Origin of the sequence: Frisingicoccus sp. (genome assembly GCA_016298055.1) — a bacterium.
Taxonomy (GTDB): domain Bacteria; phylum Bacillota; class Clostridia; order Lachnospirales; family Lachnospiraceae; genus Frisingicoccus.
Window position 1 is genome coordinate 1 of the sequence record JAEDDO010000083.1, and the last position, 8,125, is coordinate 8,125.

General features: G+C 41.9%; 6 protein-coding genes, 1 tRNA gene and 1 other RNA gene. All 8 read left to right on the forward strand.

Features of this window, described 5'->3' with window-relative positions:
• Positions 1 to 1,472 (forward strand): class I tRNA ligase family protein (locus tag QZZ35_RS07545; protein WP_291236848.1); only part of this gene is annotated, 1,472 nt, incomplete at its 5' end.
• Positions 1,473 to 1,545: 73 nt separating this feature from the next.
• Positions 1,546 to 1,779: a preprotein translocase subunit SecG gene (gene secG, locus QZZ35_RS07550; RefSeq protein WP_291236849.1), complete on the forward strand. Its 234-nt coding sequence runs from the start codon at positions 1,546 to 1,548 to the stop codon at positions 1,777 to 1,779.
• Between the two features lie 101 nt (positions 1,780 to 1,880).
• The gene (rnr, locus tag QZZ35_RS07555) at positions 1,881 to 4,022 is read left to right on the forward strand and encodes a ribonuclease R (protein WP_291236850.1); all 2,142 of its coding nucleotides are present in this window, start codon (positions 1,881 to 1,883) and stop codon (positions 4,020 to 4,022) included.
• Positions 4,023 to 4,037: 15 nt separating this feature from the next.
• The gene (gene smpB / locus QZZ35_RS07560) at positions 4,038 to 4,505 is read left to right on the forward strand and encodes an SsrA-binding protein SmpB (protein WP_291234037.1); all 468 of its coding nucleotides are present in this window, start codon (positions 4,038 to 4,040) and stop codon (positions 4,503 to 4,505) included.
• 73 nt (positions 4,506 to 4,578) lie between these two features.
• Positions 4,579 to 4,927, forward strand: a transfer-messenger RNA (tmRNA) gene (gene ssrA, locus QZZ35_RS07565).
• Between the two features lie 83 nt (positions 4,928 to 5,010).
• Positions 5,011 to 7,476, forward strand: a complete 2,466-nt coding sequence (locus QZZ35_RS07570) for a SpoIIE family protein phosphatase (protein WP_291236851.1) — start codon at positions 5,011 to 5,013, stop codon at positions 7,474 to 7,476.
• A complete protein-coding gene (locus tag QZZ35_RS07575; RefSeq protein ID WP_291236852.1) occupies positions 7,457 to 7,864 on the forward strand; it encodes an ATP-binding protein in 408 nt (135 codons plus the stop codon). The genes QZZ35_RS07570 and QZZ35_RS07575 overlap by 20 nt, the downstream gene beginning before the upstream one ends.
• Before the next feature lie 80 nt (positions 7,865 to 7,944).
• Positions 7,945 to 8,016, forward strand: a tRNA-Glu gene (locus QZZ35_RS07580).
• Positions 8,017 to 8,125 lie beyond the last annotated feature (109 nt).

The window sequence follows — 8,125 nt, forward strand, 5'->3', positions numbered from 1 at the left end:
ACGGCAAAGAAGTTCCGCTCTACATCGGTGACTTTGTTTTGGCTAGTTACGGAACCGGTGCTGTTATGGCCGTTCCTTCCCATGACCAGAGAGACTTTGACTACGCCATCGTTCACAATATCCCGATGATCCAGGTTATCGACGGCGCAGATGTAAGTGAAAAAGCATTTGAAAAACAGGGCTACCTTGGAAAAGGCTGCAAACTGATGAATTCTGAAGAATTTACAGGTCTCACAGTGGAAGAAGCCAAAACAGCCATTACAGATAAACTTGTGGGTATGGGAATTGCCCGCAGAAAAGTCAACTATCATTTCCGTGAATGGATTTTCGCAAGACAAAGATACTGGGGCGAACCTGTTCCGATCGTTTACGAAGAAGACGGAAAGATCCATGTTCTTGCAGACGAAGAACTTCCGTTGATCCTTCCTGAGCTTGAAGATTATAAGGGCAAAAACGGACAGGCGCCTCTTGAAAATGCTGTCGAATGGAAGCAGTATGACAAAGACGGTATCAAAGGAAAACGTGAAACTTCCACAATGCCTGGAAGTGCCGGTTCCAGCTGGTATTATCTGCGTTATATCGATCCGGATAATGACAAAGAATTTGCAAATCAGGAGCTGTTGAAACACTGGATGCCGGTTGACTTATATATCGGAGGACCGGAACATGCGGTCGGTCATCTGATGTATTCAAGAATCTGGAATCACTATCTGTACAATAAAGGTTTAAGCCCTGTCAAAGAACCGTTCAAAAAACTTGTTCATCAGGGAATGATTCTTGGAGCAAACGGTATCAAGATGGGAAAACGTTTCCCTGAATTCGTTGTAAATCCAAGTGATATTGTCAGAGATTACGGCGCAGATACATTAAGACTTTACGAGATGTTCATGGGACCTCTTGAAGCATCCAAGCCATGGAGCGATCAGGGTGTTGAAGGTGCAAAACGTTTCATTACTCGTGTATGGAAGTTCTTTACTGAACCGGAACATATTTCTGATGCTAAAAAAGACGAACTGACACGTGTTTATCACCAGACAGTAAAAAAAGTTACAACAGATTTTGAAGTACTTGGATTTAACACAGCCATCAGCCAGCTGATGATCTTTGTCAACCAGGTTTACCGCACAGAAAGCTGTCCGAAGGAATATGCAGAAGGCTTTATCAAGATGTTCTCCTGTATCTGCCCGCACATCGGCGAAGAATTATGGTCCATTTTCGGTCACGAAGATACAATTGCCTATGAGCCATGGCCGACATGGGACGAAGCTGCCGTTAAAGAAGATACGATCGAGATCGGTGTTCAGGTCAACGGTAAAGTTAAAGGAACTGTGACATTGGCTGTTGATGAAGATCAGGAATCTGCACTTGCAAAAGCAAAAGAGATCCCATCCGTCGCAAGAGCTATTGCAGAGAAACGTCTGGTCAAAGAAATTTACATTAAAGGCAAAATTATTAACCTTGTTGTAAAATAAGTGAATAAAGCTATTTACTATTGATTTTAAATATGATAAAATACACTGAGTGATTTAGGAGGTGTATTGAACAGTGCTGAGAACCATCTTAACTGTTATTTTTATAATAGTGTGCATTGCATTAGTTGTATTAGTTATGTCTCAGGAAAGTAAGTCATCCGGCCTTACCGGAACTGTCAGCGGCATGGCAGACACTTACTGGGGTAAGAATAAGGGCCGTTCCAGAGAAGGTAAGCTTGTGAAGGGGACAGCTGTTTTAGGCGTTCTTTTCCTTATTATGACTATTGTTTTGAACATGAATTGGTAGAATAGAATTTGCATTTGAGGATAACACTCTTTCTAAAGGAGTGTTATCTTTTTCTTTCGAAAAGAAAAAAGATGTATGTCTTGAGTAAAGGAGGTCAGAACATGCATACAGAAATATATGAAGCCAGAAAGAATCTTATCCTTGAATTTATGAAAGACGCCCGATATCGCCCGATGAAGTTAAAAGAAATGTGCAGTATACTCGGTGTGCCGAGACGGGATCGTGAAGAATTAAAGCTCGTTCTTGATCAGCTCATTTCAGAGAGACAGATCGATCTGGACGATAAAGGCCGATATAAAATTGCAGATCCGGATCTCCTTGAAGGAACCTTTATCGGAAATACACGCGGTTTTGGATTTGTTCACGTAGATGGTATTGAAGATGATTTTTATATATCGGAAGAGAATGTGATGACAGCCCTCAACGGGGATAAAGTGGCGATCAAGAAAATATTTGATTCCAGATCGGGAAGACGCAGCGAAGCTGTTATTGTCAATATTATTGAGAGGGCCAACGATTTCGTCGTAGGTATTTTCGAAAAAAGCAAAAACTACGGTTTTGTTGTTCCGGATAATTTAAAGATTGCCAGAGATATTTTTATTGATAAAAATCATACGATGGGTGCTGTCAACGGTCACAAAGTCGTCGTGCACATCACGGATTACGGAAATGGCAGAAAGAACCCTGAGGGGGAGATCGTGGAGATCCTGGGACATTTAAATGATCCGGGAGTCGACATTCTTTCTATTGTACGCGCTTATCATTTGCCGGAACAGTTTCCGGAAGATGTGATGAACCAGGTGGCAAATATTCCGGAGGAAGTTCTTCCGGAAGAATATGCAGGACGAAAGGATATCCGGAACTGGCAGACCGTCACCATTGACGGCGAGGAGGCAAAGGATCTTGACGACGCGATTACAATCAAAAAAACAGAGGATGACCATTATATTCTTGGCGTCCATATCGCAGATGTCAGCCATTATGTGACGGAGGGTTCGCCCCTGGACAAAGAAGCTTTAAAGAGGGGAACCAGTGTTTACCTGACAGACAGAGTCATACCGATGCTCCCTCACAAGCTGTCAAACGGCATCTGTTCATTAAATGCAGGCGTTGACCGCCTTGCACTGAGTTGTATTATGGAAATTGATGAAAAGGGAACGATCTTAAATCATGAGATTGCCCCTACCGTTATCCATGTGGACCGCAGAATGACCTATACGGCAGTCAAACAGATATTAGAAGATAAAAATGCGGATACCATTTCTGAATATAAAGATTTTGTCCCAATGTTTGAAACGATGGCAGAAGCCGCCGACAAACTGAGAGAGAAGCGAAAGGTGCGTGGCGGTATTGATTTTGATTTTCCTGAATCCAAAATCATTCTGGATAAAAAAGGAAGAGCAGTGGATGTCATGCCTTATGAGCGAAACACGGCGACAAAGATCATTGAAGATTTTATGCTGGCAGCCAACGAAACGATTGCGGAAGACTATTTCTGGCAGGAAATTCCTTTTCTGTACCGGACACATGAAACACCGGACGCAGACCGTATTCATAAGCTGACACTTTTTCTTAAAAATTTCGGCTATTATCTCAAATTAAAGTCGGGCGAAGTGCATCCGAAAGAATTCCAGAAGCTTCTTGGAAATATTGAAGGGACACCGGAAGAAGCCATGATCAGCCGTCTTGTCCTGCGATCAATGATGCGTGCCAAGTATACAACAGAAAATTCCGGTCATTTCGGACTTGCGGTGAAATACTATACCCATTTTACATCACCGATCCGCCGTTATCCGGATCTTCAGATTCACCGGATTATCAAGGAAACATTAAGCGGAGCATGGGATAAAAAGCGGGAAGAACATTACCGCCATATTCTTCCGGATGTGGCCACAGCGACAAGCCAGTGCGAAAGTCGTGCCGATGAGGCTGAGCGAGAAGTCGATAAGCTGAAAAAAGTTGAATACATGTCCAGACATGTGGGCGAATATCATGAAGGTGTCATATCCGGTATCACCAACTGGGGAATGTATGTGGAACTTCCGAATACATGTGAAGGAATGATCCGCCTTCAGAACATGAACGACTATTATATTTTTGATGAAAATAAATATGAGCTGGTGGGAGAGATGACCCGCAACACATTCCGCCTGGGCCAAAAAATAAAAATTTACATTGCCGATGCGGATAAAGTCACCCGAACAGTTGATTTTTTACTGGCAGATGATGTAGAATGGACATAAAAGGGGGTGAACAAAATGGGGAAATCCGGTATGAAACTTGTTGCCAACAATAAAAAAGCCTATCATGACTATTTTATTGAAGATACCTATGAAGCGGGCATTGCCTTACACGGTACCGAAGTCAAGTCTCTTCGAATGGGAAAATGCAGTATCAAAGAAGCTTTTGTTCGTCCGGACGGTGAGGAGATGTTTGTCTATCAGATGCATATCAGTCCTTACGAAAAAGGAAATATTTTCAACAAGGACCCGCTCCGCACACGAAAGCTGCTTCTCCATAAATATGAAATCCGCAAAATCATGGGACAGGTGGCACAAAAAGGTTATACCCTTGTGCCGTTAAAAGTTTATTTTAAAGACAGCCTTGCAAAAGTCGAGATCGGTCTTGCAAGAGGTAAAAAACTCTATGACAAGCGGGATACGATCGCTAAAAAGGATCAGAGAAGAGAAGCAGAAAGAGATTTCAAAGTTAAAAATCTGTATTAAAATCTCTATTGACATTTTAACTTTTTTTAAGTATTATTAAATGACAGTATTCGTCTGAACCATCAACTTATAAGGGGTTGTACTGGTTTCGACGGGGGTGTGGAAGTTTGGGAAGCCATCCGCAGACTCCGGGACTGCGTTATAACCTGGAACTTAAATATAAAAGCTAAAAACGAATACGCTTTAGCTGCCTAATCGCAGCTTGTCAGCCTCAGATCGCTCACTGTCTGAGGATCTGGCATCGAATTTGTGAGGCCCTCTGATACCAAAGCTTTGAGGTATCAGAAGATTTATGAAGCTACCGATATCAGAAGCCTGTCCTTCGGCATCTGATGGAGGGAATTCTCATAGAAGGACTGTGATGGGAGATGCCTGGGCGGATGTGCCTTCGGACAGGGGTTCGATTCCCCTCAGCTCCACGCTAAAGCCATTGGGGACGGAGTTTTTGGCACAGCCAAAAACTCCGTCCCCAATGGTTTATCATGAATTAAAGGGGGATAATATAATGGTCATTCTCAGATTGTGTCTTGCAACGGCACTTCCTGTTATTGTTTCTGTTGTACTGGCAAGAATTAATCTTTATCTCTCTGAACAACAAAAAGAGATATCCTATAAGACATGGCAGATCATTGTTGGTGTTATTTTCGGATGTCTGGCAATGATCAGTACAGAAATCAGCATTCATCTCGGAAATGCCATGATCAATGTCCGGGATGCGGCACCCATCTGTGCCGGTCTGTTTTTTGGTGCACCTGCTGGTGTCATTGCCGGTTTAATTGGAGGAGTCGGAAGATACTTTGCTGTCTATTGGGGAGCTGCCTATTATACACGGCTGGCCTGTTCGATCGCAACGATCGTTGCCGGTATCTTAAGTGGTTTTCTCAGAAAATATTTATTTGAAAATTCCAAACCGATATGGTACCACGGAGCAGCTGCGACTACTATTTTAGAGATTTTTCATATGATGCTCATTTTCCTGACAAACTCATCCGATGTGAATACAGCATTTACATATGTTCAACTCTGCACCATCCCAATGGTCGTGTTTAATACCCTGTCGGTTACAATAACCGCTTTATTGCTGTCACCTTATGGAAATGAAAAACAGAATAACAAGACGGGACGAATAAAGCTTGCAGAAAATTTCTCCCGATGGTTATCTGTCTGTGTCGTTGTATCCTGCCTTGCAGCGACAGGCTTGTCCTGGAGACTCCAGACCAGCCTGTCTCTGAACAACACGATCGAACAACTGAATTTGAACATACAGGATGTCAAGGATGATATTAACGCAGCATCCGATAAAAATCTGCTTCGCACTACAGAGAGTATTGCACGTGCATTAAGCAACCTTGATTCACCATCCTTTGATGATATCGCAAGGCTCTGTAAACAATATAATGTGGCAGAGATCAATATTGTTAATTCCGAAGGCATTATTGTCCTTTCTTCAAACCTTTCATTTAAAGGCTATAACATGGCTTCCGGAAGTCAATCTGCCGAATTTCTTGTTCTTCTTGACGGTAAAACAAACGAATATGTTCAGGAATATGGTCCGATTTCATCCGATGAGACCATGTTCAGAAAATATGCCGGTGTTGTACTGGAAGACGGAGGATTTGTCCAGGTAGCCTATGACGGAAAACGCCTTCAGGAAGATATCAGCGGACAACTTGTCGGCATAACGAAAAACCGCCGTATCGGAGAAGACGGATGTATAATTATTGCGGATAAAAATTATATCATCCTCAGTGACCGTCATTCAAATGATAACGTCACACATACTTTAGAGGATATCGGAATCAACGTGGAAACGCTGCTGGATGAAAATTCGCAGCAACTGGATTATTCTCTTTCCAGAATCCATGATGAACCATCGATTTATACATACGATGCCGCTGAAGGCTATTACATCATAGGTGTTATGCCGCAGGCTGAAGCTCTTTTCTCCAGAGAAGTTTCATCTTATATTACTTTTTTCATGCAGACAGTTATTTACGGTATTTTATTTATCCTTATTTCCTTTTTGATCAAACATCTGATCGGTGATAATCTGGAAAAGATTAATCAATCCCTTAAACAGATTACCGAAGGAGATCTCGATGTGATTGTCAATGTGCGAAATAATGCGGAATTTGTCGTTTTATCGGATTCAATCAATGCAACCGTTGTTACTTTAAAACATTATATTGACGAAGCTTCCGAAAAAATGGAACAGGAGTTAAAACTGGCAAAGGATATTCAGTATTCCTCCCTTCCGAATGTATTTCCTGCTTATCCGAACCGGAAAGAATTTGACATATATGCTCTGATGGATACAGCAAAGGAAGTCGGCGGCGATTTCTATGATTTTTATATGCTGGGAGATAAACACCTTGCTTTCCTGATCGCTGACGTTTCCGGCAAAGGCATACCGGCTGCTTTATTTATGATGCGGGCGAAAACCGTTATAAAAAGTCTTGCAGAGGCTGGAAATCCTGTGAATGATGTATTTACGCTGTCAAACAAAAAGCTTTGTGAAAACAATGATGCGGAAATGTTTGTCACAGGCTGGATGGGTATACTTAATCTTGAAACCGGTATTATCGAATATGCCAATGCGGGACATAATCCGCCGCTTGTACGAAAGAAAAACGGTAATTTTGAATATTTGAAAACACGTCCTGGATTTGTCCTTGGCGGAATGGAAGGGGTTCGTTACAAAAAAAATGAATTTCAGCTGGAACCGGGTGATGAGATTTTTCTCTACACAGACGGTGTGACAGAAGCAACAGACAAATATGACGCATTATACAGTGAGGAACGGCTTCAGAATTTCATGAACAGTATACGCAATGCAGATTGTGAAACTCTTTGCCGTATGATTCGCTCCGATATCGATCGTTTTGTCGGAACGGCTCCTCAATTTGATGATATTACAATGCTATCACTGAAATATAAGGGAGGTCCCGAGTATGAAAAAAATCACAACTGAAGCATCTATTGAAAATGTCAATATCGTAACCGAATTCGTCGATGAACATCTGGAATCTATGGATTGTCCAATGAAGGCTATGATGCAGATCAATATAGCGATCGACGAACTTTTCAGCAACATTGCATTTTACGCCTACAGACCGGATAAAGGACCTGTCACGGTTTCTGTCGAAGTCGTCGAAAATCCTGCGGCTGTTATCATTACGTTTATTGATCAAGGCATCCCTTATGATCCGCTGGCAACAAAAGATCCGGACACGAGCCTATCTGCCGATGAGAGAAATATCGGTGGTCTGGGAATTTTTCTTGTGAAAAAAAGCATGGATGATATCACCTACGAGTACAAAGACGGACAGAATATTTTAAAAATTAAGAAAAACATGTAAAATTCAAAAAATAAATCAAGATTTTTTTAAAAAAGGTCTTGATTTATTTTTTTAACTGGTATATAATAACAAAGCAATGAGGCCTGTTGGTCAAGCGGTCAAGACGCCGCCCTCTCACGGCGGAAACAGGGGTTCGATTCCCCTACAGGCTGTAACTATTTTTGAATAGTCCAACCCGAAAAAAGCACCAGAATTTTTCTGGTGCTTTTTTTATTCCCCTATGGTAATTCGAGCATTTTTGTATTAAAATGATACCAGGGT

What these genes read in the sequence shown, in the direction of transcription:
- QZZ35_RS07570 (WP_291236851.1), top strand. Translation starts at nt 5,011, where the DNA reads ATGGTCATTCTCAGATTGTGTCTTGCAACGGCACTTCCTGTTATTGTT.
- rnr (WP_291236850.1), top strand. Translation starts at nt 1,881, where the DNA reads ATGCATACAGAAATATATGAAGCCAGAAAGAATCTTATCCTTGAATTT.
- QZZ35_RS07575 (WP_291236852.1), top strand. Translation starts at nt 7,457, where the DNA reads ATGAAAAAAATCACAACTGAAGCATCTATTGAAAATGTCAATATCGTA.
- smpB (WP_291234037.1), top strand. Translation starts at nt 4,038, where the DNA reads ATGGGGAAATCCGGTATGAAACTTGTTGCCAACAATAAAAAAGCCTAT.